The organism is Micromonospora sp. BL4 (genome assembly GCF_003667505.1).
Taxonomy (GTDB): Bacteria; Actinomycetota; Actinomycetes; order Mycobacteriales; family Micromonosporaceae; genus Micromonospora.
The window spans coordinates 1-19,688 of the sequence record NZ_RCVJ01000069.1 but is presented as its reverse complement, the minus strand read 5'-3'; the positions used below and the strand labels follow the sequence as shown (position 1 = coordinate 19,688).

Genomic DNA, 19,688 nt, shown 5'->3' with positions numbered 1-19,688 from the left:
GGCATCAACAGGCGGCGAGACCACTACATCCAGGATCGAGCACGATCATGCGGGCTGGCGGGCTGAGGCGGCGGGCAGGCGGCCGGCCTTGTTGACGCATCGACCTGGGCTGATGAGAATGGGCGACGGAGCCAGGTTGGGCCACCGGCACGAGGGCGACGACGGCGGGACACCGCTGTCGAGGGTCGTCGGTGAGCTTGCGCGAGTGTCCCCGTCCGCGTGACCTCGACCGTCGCGCACTGTCCGCGTACCCCATCGGGACCGTGACGTGCGGACGGCCGCCCGCCCGCGCCCGCCCACGGCCGGCGCCGGGCATCCGAAGTGGAGCTCGCATGTTCCGTCCCACCGCACTGGGCGGCGCGCTGACCGCGCTCGCCACCGCCGCGGCCGGCGTGTTCATCGCCGCCGCCGTCAGCACCGGCCCGGCCGCCGCCGCTGGAACCGGCACCGGGTACCTGCACACCAGCGGCAACCAGATCGTGGACAGCGCCGGCACCACGGTCCGGCTGACCGGCATCAACTGGTTCGGCATGGAGACCGACAACAAGACCTTCCACGGGCTGTGGTCGAGCAACCCGTGGCGGGGGCAGCTCGACACGATGGCCCGGCTCGGCTACAACACGTTGCGCGTGCCGTATTCGAACGACGCGCTGAAGCCGGGCGCGACCGCCAGCGGGATCAACGACTTCGTCAATCCGGACCTGGTCGGGCTCTCCCCGTTGCAGATCCTGGACAAGGTGATCGACTACGCCGGAGGCAAGGGGATGCGGGTCATCCTCGACCGACACCGGCCGACGTCGGCGGGGCAGTCCCCGCTCTGGTACACCTCGACCGTCTCCGAGGCGACCTGGATCAACGACTGGAAGATGCTCGCCCAACGGTACGCGGGCAACCCCACGGTGATCGGCGCCGACCTGCACAACGAGCCGCACGCCGAGGGCACCAACCCGACGGCCACCGGCGCCTGCTGGGGCTGTGGCGACCCGGCGCGGGACTGGCGGCTCGCCGCCGAGCGGGCCGGCAACGCGATCCTCGGTGTCCAGCCCAACTGGTTGATCTTCGTGGAGGGGGTGAGCTGCCCGAGTGGCGGCCTCTCCAACGTCTGGGACAACGACCCGAGCAACGACGAGGACTGCGGCTGGTGGGGTGGCAACCTGTCGAAGGCCGGTGAATTCCCGGTACGGCTGAGCGTGGCGAACCGGCTCGTCTACTCACCGCACGAGTACGCCACGTCGGTCTACCGGCAGAGCTGGTTCGACGCCCCGGACTACCCGGCGAACATGCCGGCGATCTGGGACCGGTACTGGGGTTACCTCTACAAGCAGAACATCGCCCCGATCATGATGGGAGAGTTCGGCAGCACCCTCGCCGACCCGAAGGACCGGGTGTGGTTGGAGCGGCTGATGGCGTACACCGGCACCGGGGTCACCGGAATGTCCTTCACCTACTGGTCGTGGAACCCGAACTCCGGCGACACCGGCGGCATCGCGCTGGACGACTGGACCAGCATCAACACCACCAAGCAGGCGATCCTCCAGCCGTACCTGATCGCGCCGACCGGCGGCACCGGCCCGGGTGGACCGACGGGTGGGCCGACGGGTGGGCCGACGAACCCGCCGACCGGCGCGTGTACCTCCACCTACCGGCAGGTCAACGCCTGGCAGGGCGGCTTCCAGGGAGAATTGACCGTGCGGAACACCGGCACGGCCGCGGTGAATCCGTGGTCGGTGACCTGGAGTTGGCCGTCCGGGGTGACGCTGGGCAGCGGCTGGAACGCCACCGTCACGCAGTCCGGCACGACGGTCACCGCCGCGGCCCCGAGCCACGCCCCGTCCCTGGCGGCGGGTGGCTCGGTCACGGTGGGCTTCACCGCCAACGGGGCCGCCAGCAGCCCGGGCACCGTGAAGCTCAACGGCACCGGCTGCTGAGCCGCCGGGGCCGCCGGGTCGCGGTCCGAGCGGCGCACAGCAGGGAGGGGCCTCTCGTCGTCGCCGAGCGACAACGAGAGGCCCCTCCCTTTTCCGTCAGTGGGCGGCGCAGCCGCTGGTGGGTGCGGGCGCGACCGCCGGGGCGCCGATCGTGGGCAGGCCCAGCAACACCCCGGGCGTACGCGGGGAGCGGCCCGCCTCGGCGGCGTCGCCGGCCCGGGTCCGCCGGTGCGACAGTGGCGCGCCGTCGGCGTTGAGGTGATGCGGGGCGGCGTACGTCACCGCGGTGTGCACGACGTCTCCCGGCCGGATCTGGTCGGCGAGCGACCCGCCGTCGGGCGCCGTGGTCGCGAAGTGCACCAGCCGACCGTCGCGGGCCCGGCCGGACATCCGCCCGGTCCGCTCGTCCTTGCGACCCTCGCCGACCGCGACCAGCACCTCGACGGTCTCCCCCACCAGGCGCTTGTTCTCCGCCCAGGTGATCTCCTCCACGGTGGCGATCAGCCGCTCGTAGCGCTCCTGCACGACCTGCTTCGGCAGCTGGCCGTCCATTGTCGCGGCGGGGGTGCCGGGGCGCTTGGAGTACTGGAAGGTGAAGGCCGAGGAGAACCGCGCCTCGCGGACCACGTCCAGGGTGCGCTGGAAGTCGGCCTCGGTCTCACCGGGGAAGCCGACGATGATGTCGGTGGTGATCGCCGCGTCCGGCATCGCCGCCCGGACCTTCTCGATGATCCCCAGGTAGCGGTCGGACCGGTAGGACCGGCGCATCGCCCGGAGCACGTCGTCGGAGCCGGACTGCAACGGCATGTGCAGCGAGTGGCAGACGTTCGGCGTCTCGGCCATCGCGGCGATCACGTCGTCCGTGAAGTCCTTCGGGTGCGGGCTGGTGAACCGGACCCGCTCCAGCCCCTCGATGTCGCCGCAGGCGCGCAGCAGCTTGCCGAACGCGTACCGGTCGCCGAACTCGACACCGTAGGAGTTGACGTTCTGCCCGAGCAGGGTCACCTCCAGCACGCCCTCGTCGACCAGGGCGCGCACCTCGGAGAGGATGTCGCCGGGGCGGCGGTCCTTCTCCTTGCCCCGCAGGGCGGGCACGATGCAGAACGTGCAGGTGTTGTTACAGCCCACCGAGATCGAGACCCAGCCGGCGTACGTGGATTCGCGCCGGGTGGGCAGCGTGGACGGGAAGACGTCCAGCGACTCCAGGATCTCCACCTCGGCCGCGGCGTTGTGCCGGGCCCGCTCCAGCAGCACCGGCAGCGCACCGATGTTGTGCGTACCGAAGACCACGTCCACCCAGGGCGCCTTGCGGACGATGTCGCCGCGGTCCTTCTGGGCCAGGCAGCCGCCGACCGCGATCTGCATCCCGGGGTGCTTGTCCTTGACGGGGCGCAGACGACCGAGGTTGCCGTAGAGCCGGTTGTCGGCGTTCTCACGCACCGCGCAGGTGTTGAAGACGACGATGTCGGGGGTGTCGTCGGCCGGTGCCGCGCGTTCGTATCCGGCCTGTTCGAGCAGACCGGAGATGCGCTCGGAATCGTGCACGTTCATCTGGCAGCCGTACGTCACGACGTTGTAGGTCCTAGCCACCCTCTTGGTGCCCCTTCCCCTCGGGCTACCAGGGTAGCGGCCCGGTCGGCGGGCTCAGCCGACCGGCATTGGCCCGGTGGCCCATGGCGGGGGCCCACGGTGGGCAGTACGCTGCACAACAAGAATGTGTTCTGGGCGATTTTGGGGGCTTTGCACTCGCTGCCGCCGATGCGCGGCTCCGTACTCGGGGAGCACATGACGACCCGCGGGAGGCAACCGTGACGCGACAACATGCGGCACAGCACTCCGTCGTCACTCCGGACGGGCGGCGCCTCGCGGTGGAGACCTCCGGCTCGCCGGACGGGCCCGCGGTCTTCCTGCTGCACGGCACACCGGGCAGCCGCAGCGGCCCCCGCCCACGCGGCATCGTCCTCTACCGCCTCGGCGTGCAACTCGTCTGCTACGACCGGCCCGGCTACGGCGACTCCTGCCGGCACGAGGGTCGTCGGGTCGCCGACGCGGCGGCCGATGTGGCGGCGATCGCCGATGACCTCGGCATCGAGCGGTTCGCGGTGGTGGGCCGCTCCGGCGGCGGCCCGCACGCGCTGGCCTGCGCCGCGCTGCTGCCGGACCGGGTCACCCGGGCCGCCGTGCTGGTGGGGCTCGCCCCGGCGGGCGCACCTGACCTGGACTGGTACGCCGGCATGTCCGAGACCAACGTCGAGGACTACGGGCAGGCCGACGAGGACCTGGCCGAACTCACGCTCAACCTGAAGGTCCGTGCGGAGCAGGCCCGGCGGGACCCGATGACGCTGCTGGAGTTCCTCCGCCCCCAGTTGCCCGAGGCCGACATCCGGGTGGTCGACGACGTCGCGATCCGCCGGTTGCTGACCGACATGTACGCCGAGGCGCTGCGGCACGGCCCCGAGGGCTGGATCGACGACGTGCTGGCGATGCGGCGGGGCTGGGGGTTCGACCTCGGCGCCATCCGCGCGCAGGTCCGGCTGTGGCACGGCGAGCAGGACCGCTTCTCGCCGGTGGAGCATTCCCGGTGGCTCGCCTCGCAGATCCCACACGCCGAGGTCCAGGTGCAGGCCGGCGCCGCGCACTTCGGCGCGGTGGAGATCCTGCCGCAGACCCTGGCGTGGCTGGCCACACCGGAGCTCGCGGCCAGCCCGCGGCTCTGAGCCCGAGCCGCACCCCGGCCACGACGGCGCCCGGAGGGCCGGAGCGCCCGCCGAGCCGCGTCCCGCCCTCGGTCAGAACGGGTGCGGGTCGATCACCCGGACGATGAACCGCCGTTCCCGCAGGGTCTGCACGGTCGGATGCTCCTGGCCGATCACCTCGGCCAGTCGGTCGGCCACCGCGGTGACGGCCTCGGCGGGAGCGCCGTCGCCGGCGCGCCTCGACACCAGGGCGAGATCGCCGAGACAGCGCAGCGTGTCAGGGTGATCCGCGCCGATCACCTGGGACAGCCGGTCGGCGGTTTCCCGCAGCCGGTCCCGCGCCGGCACCCACTCGCCGTCCTCGGCGAGGCACACCGCCTGGTTCACCTCGGCCGCCAGGGTGTGCGGGTGATCGGGGCCGAGCACCTTGCGCAGCTCGCTCACCGCGCGACTGGCCGACGCGAGGGCGGCCGACCGGCGGCCGACCGCACGTTCGACGGCGGAGATGTTGCTCAACGTCGCCAGGGTGTGCGGATGGGTGGCACCGAGGCGCAGATCCTCCTCGTACGCCTGCGTGACCGCGATCATCTCGGTCAGCGCCCGGGCCGCGTCGCCGACGGCCAGCAGGTTGGCCGCCCGGCTCGACCGGCACGCCACCGTGTCCGGGTTGTCCGGCCCGAAGCGTTCGTCGAGCTTCCGGTAGGCCGTCTCGAACATCGGGGCGGCCTCGCCCGCCCGCCCGGCGCTGCGCAGCGACACCGCCAGGTTGACCTGGGCGCCGAGGGAGAGGGCGTCGTCGGGACCGAGCACCTCGCAGTACGCGTCGTGGACGGTGCGCAGCAGGGTGGCCGACCTCTCGTACTCGCCGGCCTCGCGCAGGTCACTGCCCAGGCGGACGGCCGAGATCAGCGTGTACGGGTTGGTGGGGCCGAGCACCAGCCGCCGCCGCTGGTGCACCTCGTCGTCCCAGCGGCGGGCCGACCGGTAGTCGCCGACCAGCCGGTACGAGACGGCGAGGTTGTTGGCCGCGCTCAACGTCCGCGGGTGGTCCTCGCCGAACACCTGGAGCCAGGAGGCGTAGGTGGACCGGTCCCGTTCCAGCGCCTCGGCGTACCGGCCGAGCGCCCGCAGGTCACCGGCGAGGCTGCCGGCGGTCATCAGGGTGTGCGGGTGCAACTGGCCCAACAGCCGGCGCTGCTCGGCCAGCACCGCCTCGTCCAGGTCCCGGGAGTCGTCGAACCGGCCCAGGCTGCGCAGGATGTTCGCCCGGTTGAACCGCAGGTGCAGCAACTGTCGACGCAGCGCGGTGGCCGCACCCTCGTCGTCCAGGTCGGCCAGCCGTGCGGACCAGGTGTCGTCCACCTGCTGGCTGAACCCGTCGGCCTGCTCCAGGCCGCCGCGCTGCCACAGGTAGCGGACCCGGTCGATCAGCAGCTGACACACCGGCTCGTCGGGGCAGGTCACCGCCTCGGAGACCTCCAGGTGCGGCCAGAGCATGCGCAGCCGGGGCCAGGTGGTGGGGTCGTCCACGTCGCCGCGTGGCCGGGACGCGGCCAGCACCAGGTGCACCTGGTGCCGCGCGGTGGCGATCTCGTCGTCGGTCATCCGGTCCCGAACGACCGCCTGCAGGAGCCGGTGCACCTGGACCCGGCCGCCCTGGACGTCGAGTTTGAGCAGCGCCAGCCGGTTGATCTGCTGGATCAGGGCGCCGCGCACGAGCCGCTCCGACACCGACGGGTCGAACGGCACCAGGGCCGCCGCCATCTCGTCGCTGTAGATCAGGTCGAGCGCGATCTCCGGGGCGAGCACCGAGCAGAGCTGCAACAGCCGGTACGCGGCGGGCGCCTGATCGTGCAGCCGGTTCAACGACAGGTCCCAGGTGGCCTCCACGGAGAGCGCGCTGGGGCCGTGGCGCTCGATCTGCCGCAGGTAGTCGGCGACCGACGTGCCGGTGTCGGCGAGCCACGCGCCGGCGGCGGCCACCGCGATCGGCAGGTCGCCGAGCGCCTCGGCGACCCGGTCGGCCTCCTCGGCGCTGATCGTGGGCACCCGCTGGGCGAGGTGCGCGACGCTCTCCGTGCGGTCGAAGACGTCGACCTGGATCGGGTTCGCCCGATCACCCCAGGCGCGGTTGCGGGAGGTCAGCAGGACGTGCCCGGGGCCCTGCGGCAGGAACGGCTCGATCTGGTCGAGTTCCTCCGCGTTGTCGAGCACGACGAGCCACCGCTCGTACGGCTCGCCCCGACCCAGCACCTGGAGCACCGACCGGACGGTGTCGGGCAGGGTGGGCCCGGCGGCGATGCCGAGCCGACCGGCGAGGTCGGCCAGGGCCGTGTCGACGAACTGCGGCGGGTCCGCGACGATCCACCACACCACGTCGTAGGCCGCCTTGAACCGGTGCACGTACTCCAGGGCGACCTGCGTCTTGCCGACGCCGCCCATGCCCTGCAGAGCGACCGGCAGCACCACCGCGCTGCCCCCGCTCTGCAACTGCGCGCGCAGTTGCGCCAGGTCGTCCTCCCGGCCGGTGAAGCGGGCGTTCCGGTTGGGCGCGTTGAAGATCAACGGCTCGGCGCCGGGATAGCGGGCGCCCCCGCCCGCCGGGCCGTCCGCCGACGACGGCACCGGCCGGCCGACCAGCCGCAACACCCGCTCCACCGCCGTCGCGGCGCTCACGTTGACCAGGTTGGTCGAACTCTGGGCGGGAAACTCCGCCAACGGGCGCAGGTCGGCGACGTACACGGCCAGGGCCGTGGAGCCGGTGCTCGTGTCGCGGGCCGGCAGGCCACCGGACGGCGTCGCCACGTAGGCCGGCGAGACCACGGTCAGCGTGCGCGGGGCGGGCGTACCGGCGGACCCGACGGCGGACCCCGGGTCCACCACCCGCATCCCGGCCGAGCTGAGCACCCGCTCCAGCCACTCGGCCCAGATGGCGTCCTCCGGGGCGCAACGGAGCACGATCTGGTCGTCGATCGCCTCGGTGCGCCGGCGGAAGCGGGCCTTGCCCCGTTCCCGCACCGACTCGTCCATCACCGGCAGCGCGGTCACCGCACCGTCGGTGAGGATCCCGGTCAACGTCTCGAACGCGGCCAGCAGCGACGTCGGCGAGCCGGGCGGGTCGCCGAACGTCGCGAGGGTCTCCTCGTACGCGTAGAACGGCCGGTACGGGACCTCCACCGCCGCCCAGTACCGGCGCCGCTCCGCCTCCGTCATCCCGGTGGGCAGCCCGGCGAACCGGCGCATGGCCAGCAGGCGGCCCGCCTCGGCGCGCTCCTTCTCGGCCTGGTCCACCCGCATCGGCACCGGCAGGACCCGGATGTCCCGCCGCCGGTAGCGGTCCCGCACGGAGTGCGCGACCCGGGCCGCGCCGTCGATGCCCTGGTCACTGAGGGTGAAGCAGTCGACCAGGGTGTCCGGCAGGTGCAGGGTGCAGATGTCGGCAACGTCGCTCAGCCCCGTCCGGCTGTCGATCAGGGTGAAGTCGTACTGCCGCTTCATGTCCGCCCGCAGCGCCTCGAAGAACTGCGCCCCGCCCAGCCGGTTGTAGAAGTTGTCCCAGTCCAGCCCGCTCACCGAAACGGCGTAGTCGCTGTTCTGCCGGCCGGCGGAGAGGAAGTCGAGGCCGCCGCCGTCCGGGAAGCTCCAGCGCAGCGAGAACGCGTGGCGGCCGACCCGGGCGTACTGCTCCATCCACCGCTCGGGGCGGTCGTCGGCCCGGGTGGTCTCCCACTCGTAGTCGCGGATGAGGTCGATGACGCCGCTGGTGCCCTGGATCGCCTCGGCGTCGAGGAAGGGATGGAAGAAGCGGTGCAGGCCGGGTGACTCGAGGTCCCAGTCCGCGACCAGGACCCGCCGTCCGCTGGCCGCCAGGATCCAGGCCACGTTGGCCAGCGCCATCGTCCGGCCCGTCCCACCCTTGAACGAGTAGAAGGTGACGACCTGGCCTTCGCGATCGTTGCTCATGGGGTCTCTCCGTGGGGACGCGGTGTCGCCGGATCATCGGGCGGGGACGCAGGGGCGGGCGGATTCGCCGGGCCGGGAGCGGGCGGCGCGTCGCGCAGGCTGGGCACCGGCTCCGGTGGCGGGGGGAAGGTGGCGACCGGGGCGTGCTTGAGGAACTGGCGGCGGGCCTCGGTCACCAGCGCCGGCATCAGGTCGACGAACTCCCGCATGGTGCACGCCTGCTTCACCTGGGGCAGGCCGGCGTCGTGCAGCAGCTCCGTCACCTCGGTGGCCCAACGCGCGGCGTCCTGGGCGTCGCCGTCGTCGGTGACCACGAGCGGGACGACCCACTCCCGTAGACCGTGCAGCAGGCCTTCGACGCCGCCGAGCGCACCCGGCGCCGCCACGATCCACGGGTCGACCAGGAGCACGGCCGGTCGGCGTTCGAGCAGCCCGGCGGCCTGCGCGAAGTCGGCCGTGCGCGCCGACAGCCCGAGCCGCTCGGCGGTGCTGGCCGCGTACTCGGCGGCGGGCAGCTCCTGACGTCGGCCGTACGGCCGCCAGAGCCGGCCGCTGGCGGCGTAGCCGGCGGGATCACGGTCGGTGGGCAGGCGGTCCCGGGTGGGGGCCAGGACGGCGACGACGAAATCCGGGTCGGTCGGCGCCGGGCGGGTGACCTCGTCCAGGCCCGGCGCCCGGGAGGGGCCGAGCGGACGCCGCTCGGCGGTGTGCACGATCCGACCGGCCAGCCGGCTCAACAGGAGTTCGTACTGTGCCCGGTAGGAGGCCAACATGCAGAGTGCGCGCAGGCCGTTCTCGGCGTACTCCGGGACGTCCCGCCCCAGGTCCAGGGCGCCGTCCAGCTCCGGATGGGTCTCCCACGGCGGGAAGGGGATCCACAGCACCGGATTGAGGTGGCCCGCGGCGGCCCGGGCCGACCCGGCGGCGGCCAGCCGGGCCCGGAAGGATTCCTGCTCCCCCAGCGCCCACGGGCGGCTGAAGTAGCCGGGCGAGTAGAGCGGGACGAAGACCTCCGCGTCGCCGAGCGCCTCCGCGAGGGCCGCCTTCCAGTCGGCGCCCAACGGGATGTGCTGGTCGAAGAACCCGATCCGCATGCCGGCCACCGGCCGCGCCTGCCGGGTCACCTCCGCGGTCAGGTCGGCGAAGAACTGGCCCACCCAGACGTCGGAGTCGGCCCGGGCGCCCTGCGGCGGCGCGGAGTGGGCATAGCTGAGGAAGAAGTACGTCCCCCGGGCCGCCGCCCGGCGTCGGCTCGCCGGCGGGCTCATCCGGGTTCCTCGGCGAACCGGTTGCACAGCTCGTCCACGCTCGACGGAACCCACGGCTCCACCACGTACGACCGGTGGATGGCCACGATCCGTTGGGCGAGCCGCCAGACCACCGCCCGGTACGCGTTCTCCCACTGCATGGTCAACAAGCCGTAGACCCCATCCCGCTGGTAGTGCACCGCGATGTCGGGATCCGGCATCGCGGTCGGGGTGAACCGTTGGATGTCGCGCAGCACCCGTGGCAGTGGCGTGCCGTTCGTCGGTGACCAGGTGACCGGCACGATCGCCGTCTCGTGCGCCGAGGAGGCGCCGGGGCGCGGAACGATCCGCCGACGGGAGAAGGCGTCCCACTCCCGGCCGCACCAGTCGCTGCCGAGCAGGGCGCTGGACACCAGCGGAACGAAGACCTGGCAGGTGCCGGCGGCCTGGAGCAGCTCCGGGTTCCAGCGCTCCCCGCCCGCCATGGAGCTGTCCAGGAAGCCCGGGTCCACGCCGGTCACCGGGCCGACCAGCTCGCTGACGTGGACCGACAGGTCCTTGTAGAAGCGGGAGATGTTCTCGGCGGGGTTGCCGGTGGCCCAGTGGATCGGCGGCAGGGAGTAGCTGAGGAAGAACAGTGGGGCGCGCGCGCCGGAGGGTGCGTCCATTGTGCTCACCGCAACCCCTCCGCCCTCCCCACGCGGCCGGAACATCAGCGTAGTCCCCGCGTCAACGGCGGACCGCCAAGCGGTTCGCGGCGAACCAGCCGACCGCGAAGTCCACAGTGGCGCGAAGGGGCAGGAGTCGTGCGTGCGCGTGGCCGACCGGGCCGTGCCGGACGAACGGCTCGGCGTCGAGCGCGGCCCCCACCCTCGGGAAGTCGCTGTCGTCCAGGTCGAGGGCGCGGAAGTCGAGGCGGACCCGACGCCCGTCGACGAGCCGGAAACAGCGGTAGTCCCGCTCCGGCGGCGGCACCGGCAGGCGGTACTCGGCCAGGTGCAGCGCGCTGCACGCCTCGTAGCCGAGGCCGAGCAGCAGAACCTGGCCGTCCGCCGCGTACAGGGCGCCCACCGGTGAGCGTTCGCCCAGGTGGCAGTCGAGGTCGTGGCCGTCGGTGAGCTGCCGCGCCCGGGGGCCGAGCGCGGCGAACGAGGTCTGCGGATGGTCGCTGCGGGCCGCGCCGGGGGCACACCGGACGAACTCGGCGAGCACCCCCATCCGCTGCGAGGGGGTGGTCCGGCGGTCCCAGCCCGGCAGGGCCGCCTCGTACCGGGCGCGCTGCGCCGCGTCCATACCGTCGGTGGCCGCGAGGTACGTCCGGGAGGTGGTCGAGTTGCCGTCGGTCTGGGTGGGTACCAGCAGTGTGCCGGCGGGGCCGAGGACGTCGCGCAGCGCGCCGACCAGCGTCGAGGGCCCCTGCTCCAGCGGGCCCACCCGACGTAGGCCGCAGTGCACGAGGAGGCACGCACCCGCACGGACGCCCAACGCCCGCAGGTCCTCGGCGAGGCGGGGGCGGTCGAGCGCGGGCAGGTGGCGTGGCTCATCCGGGCCCGACACGGGTCTCCTCCAGGGCGTGCCGCAGCCGCCCGACGAACCGGTCCCCCGCCGGGGTGAGCGTGCGGCTGGCCAGGAGCGCGTCGGCGCCGTCCCGCGTCCACGACAGGTAGCGGGCCGCGTGCGCCGGCGCGTCCTGATGCTCGGGCCGGTCGGCGTCCGCCCGGGACCGCCACACCTGGGTCACCGCCAGGTGCGCGTACACCCCCTGGAGCACGCCCTCGGGTGGCCGGAGATCCGGGCGCCAGGGCACCCGGATCCGGGTGGCCGAGTTCGGCTCGACGAGGTCGTACAGGTCGAGCACCGCACCGAGCTTCGCGTGCTGCCACTCGTGCACGAGCAGCACCGCCATCGCCTCCGGGTCCGCGGTGGGGGTGACGGCGACCGCGCCGAACGCGTCCCGGGCGGTGGCGCTCCGCAGTGGTCTCGTCGGGTCGGGGGTCAGCGGCACGACGGCGCGCAGACCGGCGTCGAGCGCCGCCGCGTGGGCCGGCACGTCGCGGTGCACGACGCCCCAGGCGTCAGCCAGGGTACGGCCCAACGCTCGGGCGGCCCCGTCGTCCAGGCGGGACGCGACCGGCTGGCCGTAGCAGTCCCGGTGCGGGTCGCCGTCCTCGATGAGCAGGTGGCGACCGGGTACCGGCACGCGGCGCGTGGGTCGCCAGCCGGCCGGCGGTGGCCCGGCCGGGTCGAGGGACACGACCTGCTCCGCCGGACCGTCACCGACCCGGAACCCGCCCGGCAGGACGGTCACGTCGACGCTCTCCCCGCCGGCGTACGGCAACGCCAGGCTGCCGAGCGTGGGCAGCATGATCGTGCCGGCCCGCACCGGGACGCTCAGCGCGGCCGGGACGCCCGCCCGGAGGGCGGCGACGACGGCCAACGCCGGCAGCGGGTCGGCGGCCCGGGGTGGCCCGGACCGGGTCGACGGGCCGAGGCGGCGCACCAGCCACGGGCGGACGAAGGAGTGGGTCAGGACCGCCCGGACCGCGTCCGGCGCCGCGCCGTCGAGGTGCGCGAGCAGCTCCCAGGCGGCGGTGGGGCCGGTCTTCTCCCGCCAGGCCGCCAGCAGCGCCCGGGTGATGGAGAGCTGGGTGGCGGCGAGCAGGTCGAGGGTCCGCTCCGACTCGTGCCCGGTCGCCAGCTCGTCCAGCAGCTCGTCGACGGGCCAGTCGTCCCGCTCGGGCGGCGCGGAGCCGGCGGCGTGGCCCGGTGGCGGGTACGCGGCCACCGTGTCGATCAGGCGGCGCAGGTCGGCGCAGTACACCGAGGGGTTGTCGAACCCGGAGCCGGTGCGCCAACGATGGGCGTACAGGCCACCACCGCACCGGTCGACGACCGGGCAGGCCCGGCAGGTGGCGCTGAGCCCCGCCACGCCGGCCTGTCGGACGGTGACCCCCGGGTGCCGGGCGGCCTCGTCGACCGACTGACCGAACACGTCGAATCCGGTGCCGGCCGCGCCGTGGTACGCGGTCTTCAGCGAGTCGACCTGTTCCCAGGTGCCGTCCGCCTCGACCACGAGCACGTCGGCCGGGGCGAGGCCGAACGCCTCGGTGCCGCCTCCACCCGGGCGCAGCGCCTCGAACAGCCGGATCGACACGGGCCGCCCGTCGTCCACCCACCGCCGGTGGATCCGCCCCAGCCAGTCGGCGTACGGGGTGGCCGTGTCGCCAGGGCGGTCCGGAGGGCGGTCCCAGGTGGCGTGCGGCAGCAACAGGTCGACCCGGGGCGGGTGTTCGGCCAGCAGTGCCTCGTACACCCGGTCGGGATCGTTGCGGACGTCGACGGTGCACAGGATGCCGGCGTAGCTGGCGCGATGAGCGGGCTGACGGAGCAGGGCCAGGGCCCGCCGGACGTGGTCGTGGCTGCTGCCGCCGTGGGCGAAAACGCGGTGCCGGTCGTTGGCGGCGCGGTCGCCGTCGAACGACACGCCGACCCGCACGTCGTGGTCGACCAGCACACCGCACAGCTCCTCGTCGAGCAGCACGCCGTTGGTCTGGATGCGCAGGTCGAGCCGCGTCCAGGGGGCGATCACCGCCCGCAGGTCGGCCAACACCTCGCGCAGCCCGGCCGCGCCCAGCAGCAGTGGCTCGCCGCCGTGCAGCACCACGTGCACGACCGGCAGGTCATGCTCGCGCGCGTGCTCGGCGATCCGCTTCGCGGCGGCCCGGACGGTGGCCGGTGGCATCCGGACCGGTCGGCCACGCCAGGTCTGGTCGGCGTGCTGGTAGACGTAGCAGTGGTCGCAGCTGAGGTCGCACCTGCTGTGCACCTTCAGCACGAACTGGCTGATCCGCCGGCAGGATCCGCCCGACCCGGGCGAGCCGCACCGGCAGGCCATCGATCAGATGGACGAGTTGAAGGCGGCGACGGGAACGGCGCCCGAGGGCATCGACTCACCGGCGAGGACGCGCTGCCGGACCGTGGCGACCAGGTCGGCATGCTCGACCGCGATCCGCTCCAGCGGGGTGTGCAGGCTACGCCTCAGATCGTCGAGCGCGGGACGGGATGAACGGGTGGGGGCATGGTCCACAATGAGTCTCCGGGGGCCCGGGGCGCGGGAGCGCGAGCGGCGACAATGGCTCGAAAGGCTCTGGTCCGTGACCAGGATAGACAAATATCGACTCAATGTCACCGTCGGTGCGGCCGCCGGCACCGCCGGTGGCAACCGGGGTGTCGACAGAGACAGACGAGGAGTGTCACATGTGCCGGAGCATCAAGACGCTGCGTGAGCCGTTCACCCCGCAGGTGACCGACGCGGACATCGAGGCCGCGGCGTTGCAGTACGTCCGGAAGATCTCGGGATTCCGGGCGCCCGCCGCGCACAACGCCGCCGCGTTCGACGCCGCGGTGGCCGCCGTGACCGAGGCCACCCGCACCCTGCTCGACCAGCTGGTGGTCCGGGGGGCCGGGTCCGCCGCCGCGGACCGGCCGGCCACCGCCGCGAGCCGCGGCTGACCACCAGCGCGCCCGCCCACCGGGCTGACCTCGCCCGGTCGGGGTCAGGCCGCGGCGAGCGCCGGAGCGATCGTGTCGGGCGCCCAGCGCGAGCGGTGACACTGTGACCAGCCCCGGCAGCCCGGGTCGGCCAGCGTGCAGAGCCGCTGCCCGCTGAGCACCTCGCCGTCGTCCGTGTCCCGGATGTCGAAATGCACCGGGCGGACCGTGCCGTCCGGCGCGACGAGCAGGTGCCGGCCCGCGTCGAGCGTGTCGTCGCGCAGCAGGCAGTTGCGGTCCAGCAGACGGGCCAGCGCGGCGATGCTGGCGTGCTCGGGAAGCCGCTCGGGCACCCCGTAGCAGTCCACCATCGTCGCGAACTCGCCCGGCGCCTGCCAGACGTCGCAGACCACTGCGTACGCCGGCAGCCGGGCCGGGTCGGCCACCGCCAACGGCATCACCACTCGGCCGAGCGCCTCGGCCAGCGCCGGGTAGACCTCCACGGGTCGTACCCGGTCGATTCTCCAGTTCCACAGCTCGGTCATTCCGCCTCCTCGCTGCGTTCGTCCCACCGGCCTCCGGATCGGGCCTTACTGACGATGGTGGGGGGCATATGACCTCAGCCGGGGGCAAGTTACCGGTCTGTGACCATTCCGGGCAAAATTTCCCTGACCGCCAATGCTCAGAGTAGCGGGAAGGTGACAGTTTATCGGGTATGGTGCGCCCGCCGCACCACCGGCGGCGCGTGTCCCAACCCGGTTGTGGAGCCTCTCGTCAGCGCAGGACGACCCGGTGCTCCCCGCGGGGCAGCAGCTCCCCCACCACGGGCGCGCCCGGCAGCTCACCGGCGACCAGCAGGCCGCCGGAGGTCTGCGCGTCGGCCAGCAGCAGCCGTTCGTCCTCGCCCACGGCCCCGAAGTCGGTCCACGGGGTGACCCACTCCAGGTTGCGCCGGCTGCCGCCGCTGACGTACCCGTCGCGCAGCGCCTCCCGCGCGCCAGTCAGGTAGGGCACCCGCGCGGTGTCGATGGCCACCGTCAGCCGGCTCGCACGGGCCAGCTTCGAGGCGTGCCCGAGCAGACCGAACCCGGTCACGTCGGTGCCGCACCGGATGCCGGCGGCGACCGCCGCCCGGGCGGCGTCCCGGTTGAGCGCGCTCATCGTGGCCACCGCCTCGGGGAAGATCTCGCCGGTGGCCTTGTGCCGGGTGTTCAGCACACCCACCCCGAGCGGCTTGGTCAGCGACAGCGGCACCCCGGCCCGGCCCGCGTCGAGCGTGATCAACTCCTCCGGCCGGACGGTGCCGGTGACCGCGAGGCCGTACTTCGGACCCTCGTCGTCCACGCTGTGCCCGCCGGCCAGATGGCAGCCGGCCTCCCGGGCCACGTCCTGGCCGCCCCGCAGCACCTCGCGGGCCAGCTCCAGCGGCAGCACGTCGCGCGGCCAGCAGAGCAGGTTGAGCGCGACCAGCGGGACGCCGCCCATCGCGTACACGTCGGAGAGCGCGTTCGCCGCGGCGATCCGACCCCAGTCGTACGCGTCGTCGACCACCGGTGTGAAGAAGTCGGCGGTGCTCACCAGGCCGGTCCGCTCGTCCAGACGGACCACCGCCGCGTCGTCGCCGTGGTCCAACCCGACCAGCAGCTCCGCGGTGCCGGTGGCCGGGCCGAGACCGGCGACCATGATCTCCAGCTCGCCCGGGGGGATCTTGCAGGCGCAGCCGCCGCCACGGGCATACCGGGTCAGGCGTACCGGTTCGGTCATCCCCCCATGATCTCGGTAACACGCCGTCGACGCCACCGATGAGGCCCGCACGGTGACCGGAATCGGACTCGTCGCGACGAACGCGACCGGTGTTACCGCTCCGTGACCCGCCAGGTTGCGTTCCGCCACATCACGCCGCCTACAGTGGCCGCACCGGGGGTCAACCGACCCCTATCCGGGAGACGACAGGGACGGTGGACGACGTGACGACGGGCGAACCGCTCATCGTGCTGGACGCGGTCAACAAGTGGTTCGGGCCGCTGCACGTGCTGGACGACGTCTCGCTGTCGGTGGGCCGGGGCGAGGTGGTCGTCGTGATCGGCCCGTCCGGCTCCGGCAAGTCGACGCTGTGCCGCACCATCAACCGACTGGAACCGATCAACTCCGGCACCATCACCTTCGACGGGCAGCCATTGCCGGCCGAGGGCAAGCCGCTCGCGAAGCTGCGCAGCGAGGTCGGGATGGTGTTCCAGTCCTTCAACCTCTTCGCCCACAAGACCATCCTGGAGAACGTCACCCTCGGCCCGATCAAGGTTCGCAAGGAGAAGCCGACCGCGGCCCGTGAGCGCGGCCTCGCCCTGCTCGACCGGGTCGGCATCGCCAACCAGGCGGACAAGTTCCCGGCCCAGCTCTCCGGGGGCCAGCAGCAGCGGGCGGCCATCGCCCGGGCACTGGCCATGCAGCCCAAGGCGATGCTCTTCGACGAGCCGACCAGCGCGCTGGACCCGGAGATGGTCGGCGAGGTGCTGGACGTGATGACCTCGCTGGCCCGGGACGGCATGACGATGGTCGTGGTCACCCACGAGATGGGCTTCGCGCGGCACGCCGCGAACCGGGTCATCTTCATGGCCGACGGCCAACTGGTCGAGGACGCCCCGCCGGCGGAGTTCTTCGCCAACCCGCGCAGTGAGCGCGCCCGGGACTTCCTCTCCAAGATCCTCACGCACTAGGCGTTCGTAGTGGAGCACGCCGGCCACCGGCGGGCCCCGTTGAAGAAGGAGAAGAGTATGCGTATCAAGCGCGTTGCGGCAGTCGCCGCGGTCGCCGCTCTGGCGCTCGGCCTGACCGCCTGTGGCGGCGACGACGGCGGAGAGGGCACCGGCGCCGGCAGCAAGTCCTTCGCCGCCGGCAGCACCATGGAGAAGCTGAACAAGGCCCAGAAGATCAAGGTCGGCACCAAGTTCGACCAGCCTGGCTTCGGCCAGAAGGGCCTGTCGGGCAAGCCGGAGGGCTTCGACGTCGAGATCGCGAAGATCATCGTCAAGGAGCTCGGCATCCCCGAGGACAAGATCGAGTACGTCGAGACGCCGTCGAAGGTCCGTGAGGACGTCCTCGTCAACGGCAACGTCGACCTCGTCGCCGCGACGTACACGATCAACGACAAGCGCAAGGAGCGCATCGCCTTCGCGGGCCCGTACTACGAGGCCGGCCAGAACATCCTGGTCAAGAAGGACGACACGACCATCACCGGTCCGGACTCGTTCAAGGACGGCACCAAGAAGGTCTGCTCCGTCACCGGCTCCACCCCGGCCGAGACGATCAAGCAGTACGTCAAGGACGTGGGCACCCAGCTGGTGCTCTTCGACACCTACGACAAGTGCCGCGACGCCCTCAAGGGCGGCCAGGTCAACGCCGTCACCACGGACAACGTCATCCTGCTCGGCTACATCGCCAAGGACGAGGCGTCCTTCAAGCTGGCCGGCAGCAACTTCACCAAGGAGCCGTACGGCATCGGGGTGAAGAAGGAGGACAACGACTTCCGCACCTTCATCAACGACACGCTGGAGAAGGCGGTCGCCGACGGTAGCTGGAAGAAGGCCTGGGACGACACCGCCGGCAAGTTCGGCGCGGAGCTGGGCGCGGCGCCCACCATCAACCGCTACTGATCTGACCTTCGATCTGGAGGGTGGGAGGAACACCGACCCGTGAACGTGCTCATCGACAAGTTCGACGTCTTTGCCGGTGGCTTCTGGCTCACCCTCCAGATCTGCATCCTCGCCGCGATCGGCGCCCTGATCCTGGGCGCGATCGTGGCGGTGCTGCGGATCTCTCCTGTGCCGCCGCTGCGGGCGGTCGGCACGGCGTACGTCAACGTCTTCCGCAACATGCCGCTGACCGTGGTGATGTTCTTCGCCGCCTTCGGCCTGCCGGCACTCGGCTCCAACGCGGACTTTCTCCGCATCCCGGTGATCGACTCGTTGTTCACGCGGCTCGGCACCGACCTTCCGTACTTCCGGTTCGCGCTGATCGCCCTCGTGCTGTACACCGCCGCGTTCGTCTGTGAGGCGCTGCGGTCCGGTGTGAACGCGGTGCCCGCCGGTCAGGCGGAGGCGGCACGGTCGCTGGGCCTGACCTTCGGGCAGAACCTGCGCCACGTGGTGCTGCCGCAGTCCTGGCAGGCCTCGGTGGTGCCGCTCGGCTCGGTGATCATCGCGATGATCAAGAACTCGGCCCTGGCCGGCTTCTTCGGGGTCGTCGGCGATCTGTCGGCCACGGCCGACCAGCTCACCGGAGCCGAGGGCTACGCCTTCATCCCGGTCGCCATCGGCATCTCGATCGGCTACCTGATCATGACGGTGCCGCTGGGCGCCCTGCTGGACCGGATCGAGAAGCGACAGGCGGTGGCCCGATGAGTCAGCAGACCAGCGTCCTCTACGACGTGCCCGGGCCGCGGCAGCGGCGGATCACGCTGATCAGCAGCCTCGTCGCCGGGGTGGTCCTGCTCGTCGGGGCCTACTTCCTGATCTACCGGCCGCTGGACGAGAAGGGCCAGTTCTCGATGGAGTTGTGGGGTCCGCTCGTCGACCCCTCCAACGAGAACTTCTCCCTCGTCTGGGACCGGATCGGCCTCGGCTTCAAGAACACGCTGATCGCGGCGGCGCTGGCCATCGTGGCGTCGCTGGTGGTCGGCACGCTGCTCGCCGTCCTGAGGATCCAGCTCAAGAGCCTCACCCGACGCCGGTTCACCGGCGCGGCGACCCCGGTGGCGTACCTGCTGCGCGGGCTGAGCACGCTGCTGTCGGCGGTCACCCGGGTCTGCGTCGAGGTGTTCCGCGGCCTGCCCGTCGTGCTCACCATCTTCTTCGTGGCCCGCGGCTTCCCCGAGTTCGGCCTGTACTTCGACAACCTCTGGTACCTGGTCATCGGCCTGACCATCTACAACTCGGTGGTCATCGCGGAGATCCTCCGCTCCGGCATGGAGGGACTGCCGGGAGGCCAGGCGGAGGCCGCCGCCGCCATCGGGCTCTCCCCCGCGCAGATCACCCGGATGATCCTGCTGCCGCAGTCCTTCCGGATCATGCTGCCGGCGCTGATCAGCCAGCTGGTCGTGGTGCTCAAGGACACCTCGCTGGGGTTCATCATCAGCTACGAGGAGACCCTGAACATCGGCAAGCAGATCATCGGCGTCCTGGGCAACCCGATCCAGGTCTACGTCGTGATCGCCGTGCTCTTCATCGTGGTGAACTACTCGCTGTCGAAGCTGGCCCAGTACGCCCAGCGGCGGCTCGCCCGGGGCCGCAAGACGGCCGGCACCCCGACCCAGAACCTGCCTCCGGCCGCGCTCATCTCGCAGGCCGAAGGCGGCGGCGGGGGTGGTG

At 72.3% G+C, this 19,688-nt stretch carries 16 protein-coding genes; 7 read left to right on the top strand and 9 right to left on the bottom strand.

Annotation, left to right across the window (positions count from 1 at the left end; translation table 11 throughout):
- Window positions 1-332 precede the first annotated feature (332 nt).
- On the top strand, window positions 333-1,928 hold the full coding sequence (locus EAD89_RS04925) for a cellulase family glycosylhydrolase (RefSeq protein WP_121674897.1): 1,596 nt from the start codon (window positions 333-335) through the stop codon (window positions 1,926-1,928).
- A 96-nt stretch (window positions 1,929-2,024) separates the two neighbouring features.
- On the opposite strand, the gene miaB is transcribed toward EAD89_RS04925, so the two are convergent.
- On the bottom strand, window positions 2,025-3,518 hold the full coding sequence (gene miaB, locus EAD89_RS04920) for a tRNA (N6-isopentenyl adenosine(37)-C2)-methylthiotransferase MiaB (protein ID WP_121674896.1): 1,494 nt from the start codon (window positions 3,516-3,518) through the stop codon (window positions 2,025-2,027).
- Window positions 3,519-3,736: 218 nt separating this feature from the next.
- Here miaB and EAD89_RS04915 point away from each other — a divergent pair, with 218 nt between their 5' ends.
- Complete coding sequence (locus EAD89_RS04915) at window positions 3,737-4,645, top strand: alpha/beta fold hydrolase (RefSeq protein ID WP_233578194.1); 909 nt, start codon at window positions 3,737-3,739, stop codon at window positions 4,643-4,645.
- A 72-nt stretch (window positions 4,646-4,717) separates the two neighbouring features.
- On the opposite strand, the gene fxsT is transcribed toward EAD89_RS04915, so the two are convergent.
- The 6 genes from fxsT to EAD89_RS30225 form a co-directional block, all read right to left on the bottom strand.
- Complete coding sequence (fxsT, locus tag EAD89_RS04910) at window positions 4,718-8,587, bottom strand: FxSxx-COOH system tetratricopeptide repeat protein (RefSeq protein ID WP_121674895.1); 3,870 nt, start codon at window positions 8,585-8,587, stop codon at window positions 4,718-4,720.
- Window positions 8,584-9,855 carry a TIR-like protein FxsC gene (locus tag EAD89_RS04905; protein ID WP_121674894.1) on the bottom strand — a complete coding sequence of 424 codons (1,272 nt, stop codon included), beginning with the start codon at window positions 9,853-9,855 and terminating at the stop codon, window positions 8,584-8,586. Before EAD89_RS04905 ends, fxsT begins: the two co-directional genes overlap by 4 nt.
- Window positions 9,852-10,502 (bottom strand): TIR-like protein FxsC, encoded by a 651-nt coding sequence (locus EAD89_RS04900; protein ID WP_158609772.1) that lies wholly within the window; start codon window positions 10,500-10,502, stop codon window positions 9,852-9,854. Before EAD89_RS04900 ends, EAD89_RS04905 begins: the two co-directional genes overlap by 4 nt.
- Window positions 10,503-10,563: 61 nt before the next feature.
- Window positions 10,564-11,391 (bottom strand): aminoglycoside N(3)-acetyltransferase, encoded by an 828-nt coding sequence (locus EAD89_RS04895; RefSeq protein WP_233578192.1) that lies wholly within the window; start codon window positions 11,389-11,391, stop codon window positions 10,564-10,566.
- Window positions 11,375-13,669 (bottom strand): FxsB family cyclophane-forming radical SAM/SPASM peptide maturase, encoded by a 2,295-nt coding sequence (locus EAD89_RS04890; RefSeq protein ID WP_233578191.1) that lies wholly within the window; start codon window positions 13,667-13,669, stop codon window positions 11,375-11,377. The genes EAD89_RS04895 and EAD89_RS04890 overlap by 17 nt, the downstream gene beginning before the upstream one ends.
- Before the next feature lie 63 nt (window positions 13,670-13,732).
- The gene (locus EAD89_RS30225; protein WP_121653141.1) at window positions 13,733-13,921 is read right to left on the bottom strand and encodes a hypothetical protein; all 189 of its coding nucleotides are present in this window, start codon (window positions 13,919-13,921) and stop codon (window positions 13,733-13,735) included.
- 170 nt (window positions 13,922-14,091) lie between these two features.
- Between EAD89_RS30225 and EAD89_RS04880 the strand changes: the two genes are divergently transcribed.
- Window positions 14,092-14,346 carry a DUF2277 family protein gene (locus tag EAD89_RS04880; protein WP_121653140.1) on the top strand — a complete coding sequence of 85 codons (255 nt, stop codon included), beginning with the start codon at window positions 14,092-14,094 and terminating at the stop codon, window positions 14,344-14,346.
- Window positions 14,347-14,390: 44 nt separating this feature from the next.
- On the opposite strand, the gene EAD89_RS04875 is transcribed toward EAD89_RS04880, so the two are convergent.
- Both EAD89_RS04875 and selD read right to left on the bottom strand, forming a co-directional pair.
- Window positions 14,391-14,870, bottom strand: coding sequence for a hypothetical protein (locus tag EAD89_RS04875; RefSeq protein ID WP_121653139.1), 480 nt, complete (start codon window positions 14,868-14,870; stop codon window positions 14,391-14,393).
- Window positions 14,871-15,099: 229 nt separating this feature from the next.
- The gene (selD, locus tag EAD89_RS04870; protein WP_121674891.1) at window positions 15,100-16,089 is read right to left on the bottom strand and encodes a selenide, water dikinase SelD; all 990 of its coding nucleotides are present in this window, start codon (window positions 16,087-16,089) and stop codon (window positions 15,100-15,102) included.
- A gap of 194 nt (window positions 16,090-16,283) precedes the next feature.
- On the opposite strand from selD, the gene EAD89_RS04865 reads away from it, so the two are divergent.
- The 4 genes from EAD89_RS04865 to EAD89_RS04850 all read left to right on the top strand — a co-directional run.
- Window positions 16,284-17,039 carry an amino acid ABC transporter ATP-binding protein gene (locus tag EAD89_RS04865; protein WP_121653137.1) on the top strand — a complete coding sequence of 252 codons (756 nt, stop codon included), beginning with the start codon at window positions 16,284-16,286 and terminating at the stop codon, window positions 17,037-17,039.
- A gap of 57 nt (window positions 17,040-17,096) precedes the next feature.
- Window positions 17,097-17,975: a glutamate ABC transporter substrate-binding protein gene (locus tag EAD89_RS04860; protein ID WP_121653136.1), complete on the top strand. Its 879-nt coding sequence runs from the start codon at window positions 17,097-17,099 to the stop codon at window positions 17,973-17,975.
- Window positions 17,976-18,014: 39 nt separating this feature from the next.
- Window positions 18,015-18,722 (top strand): amino acid ABC transporter permease, encoded by a 708-nt coding sequence (locus EAD89_RS04855; RefSeq protein ID WP_121653135.1) that lies wholly within the window; start codon window positions 18,015-18,017, stop codon window positions 18,720-18,722.
- Window positions 18,719-19,688: amino acid ABC transporter permease (locus EAD89_RS04850; protein WP_147458757.1), on the top strand; the 970-nt coding region annotated here is incomplete at its 3' end. The genes EAD89_RS04855 and EAD89_RS04850, both read left to right, overlap by 4 nt.

What these genes read in the sequence shown, in the direction of transcription:
- EAD89_RS04925 (WP_121674897.1), top strand. Translation starts at nt 333, where the DNA reads ATGTTCCGTCCCACCGCACTGGGCGGCGCGCTGACCGCGCTCGCCACC.
- fxsT (WP_121674895.1), bottom strand. Translation starts at nt 8,587, where the DNA reads ATGAGCAACGATCGCGAAGGCCAGGTCGTCACCTTCTACTCGTTCAAG.
- EAD89_RS04905 (WP_121674894.1), bottom strand. Translation starts at nt 9,855, where the DNA reads ATGAGCCCGCCGGCGAGCCGACGCCGGGCGGCGGCCCGGGGGACGTAC.
- EAD89_RS04900 (WP_158609772.1), bottom strand. Translation starts at nt 10,502, where the DNA reads ATGGACGCACCCTCCGGCGCGCGCGCCCCACTGTTCTTCCTCAGCTAC.
- EAD89_RS04880 (WP_121653140.1), top strand. Translation starts at nt 14,092, where the DNA reads ATGTGCCGGAGCATCAAGACGCTGCGTGAGCCGTTCACCCCGCAGGTG.
- EAD89_RS04875 (WP_121653139.1), bottom strand. Translation starts at nt 14,870, where the DNA reads ATGACCGAGCTGTGGAACTGGAGAATCGACCGGGTACGACCCGTGGAG.
- selD (WP_121674891.1), bottom strand. Translation starts at nt 16,089, where the DNA reads ATGACCGAACCGGTACGCCTGACCCGGTATGCCCGTGGCGGCGGCTGC.
- EAD89_RS04860 (WP_121653136.1), top strand. Translation starts at nt 17,097, where the DNA reads ATGCGTATCAAGCGCGTTGCGGCAGTCGCCGCGGTCGCCGCTCTGGCG.